Genomic DNA, 356 nt, shown 5'->3' on the forward strand with positions numbered 1-356 from the left:
CAGTGATGTTCTGGACATCAGCAAAACCGATAGCGGCTTTAGCCTGAAAATCAACGCAGACACCGTATCCTGTGAATCTCTGGTGATCGCCACCGGTGGTCTGTCGATGCCCAAGCTTGGCGCCACCCCGTTTGGCTATCAGGTCGCCGAGCAGTTCGGCCTCAAGATGGTGCCGACCACAGCCGGTCTGGTGCCTTTTACCCTGCATGTCGAAGATAAAGACGCCTTTGCTGATCTGTCCGGGATCGCGGTTCCGGCTGTGGTGACAGCCGCCGACGGCACCAGTTTCAAAGAGAACATACTGTTCACGCACCGCGGCCTGTCCGGCCCGGCCATTTTGCAGATCTCCTCGTACT

1 protein-coding gene is annotated in these 356 nt (G+C 57.6%); it reads left to right on the top strand.

Annotated features, from left to right (window positions below; all coding sequences use genetic code 11):
- A partial coding sequence (locus ACYP03_RS24835) for an NAD(P)/FAD-dependent oxidoreductase (RefSeq protein ID WP_459782502.1) occupies nucleotides 1-356 on the top strand: 356 nt, incomplete at both ends.

Source organism: Photobacterium sp. R1, assembly GCF_054600795.1.